2 protein-coding genes are annotated in these 943 nt (G+C 50.6%); one reads left to right on the forward strand and one right to left on the reverse strand.

Annotated features, from left to right (window positions below):
• Positions 1-132 precede the first annotated feature (132 nt).
• Positions 133-570 carry a hypothetical protein gene (locus tag MRX98_RS21790; RefSeq protein WP_246915287.1) on the reverse strand — a complete coding sequence of 146 codons (438 nt, stop codon included), beginning with the start codon at positions 568-570 and terminating at the stop codon, positions 133-135.
• On the opposite strand from MRX98_RS21790, the gene MRX98_RS22320 reads away from it, so the two are divergent.
• The gene (locus tag MRX98_RS22320) at positions 460-723 is read left to right on the forward strand and encodes a transposase (protein WP_425523912.1); all 264 of its coding nucleotides are present in this window, start codon (positions 460-462) and stop codon (positions 721-723) included. The two genes, MRX98_RS21790 and MRX98_RS22320, sit on opposite strands and share 111 nt — an antisense overlap.
• Positions 724-943 lie beyond the last annotated feature (220 nt).

Consider the following 943-nt stretch of genomic DNA (forward strand, 5'->3'; position numbering starts at 1 on the left):
CAGCAGCCAAAGAAATGGTCGTCCTCGAGGGAGCCGGACATTGGCCGATAGAGGAGCCGGGGGCGACACAAATGTTCGAGGCGGTGAGAGGTTTCTTGGAGCAAGTTCAGAGGGAATATCGGTAGGGCGTGGTTAAGTATACGAAATCTGCGGCATGCATGGCGGCCAACAACCGGCTGTTGGCTGACGCCGGGAGCAATGCTTGATCATTAGCCGGGGCTTATGCTCGCCGGCGCCGCAAAGCCGGCAACGTTCGGATTTCCAATGTTTTATACTCAATTTAAAATATTTAGGGAAGACGCTGAGGTTCTCGAATTCAGCTATAATAAGCTTGATGAAAAGTACGTTGGCGGCATTCCGGAGCCAATGCCAGGGGTTGCCCATAAACGTGGCAAAGGCACCGCCAAACAGTGAGTATTGATCGCTGTTGAGCGCCATGGCCCCGTGCGGGCCGTTTCCATTGAAAATGAAAAGGCTACCACACTGCAACCGATCATTGACCGCCATATCGATACAGGTGCCCATTTGATGAGTGATAGCCATCGGTCCTATCTTAAAATCGGTCGTCAATTTCCTGCGCACTCCCATGTGAACCATTCAAAGCGCGAGTACAGTCGGGGCCAGATCCATTGCAATACGGCCGAATCGTTTTCCTCCCTGTTTGAGCGGGCACGTATGGGCGTTTTCCATTATCTGAGCCCAAGCATCTATCGCGGTACTTGAACGAATTTGGTTTTCGCTGGGAACCACGCGTTGCAGTTGAAAAGGTTGCCAAATCCGGTGTTAAAAAGATCCGAATGATACCAATACCTGTAGTCGATATGCTGCTTTTGCTGATCATGCGATGCTCGGGTGCCCATCTGCGTAGAACGAAACAATGGGGCATCCAGGACGTCGCATTTACGTAACCTTTCTTTGGTAGATAGGACCATATTTTTAATAT

The sequence above is a fragment of the Desulfatitalea alkaliphila genome (assembly GCF_022968795.1).
In the GTDB taxonomy this organism is placed as follows: domain Bacteria; phylum Desulfobacterota; class Desulfobacteria; order Desulfobacterales; family Desulfosarcinaceae; genus Desulfatitalea; species Desulfatitalea alkaliphila.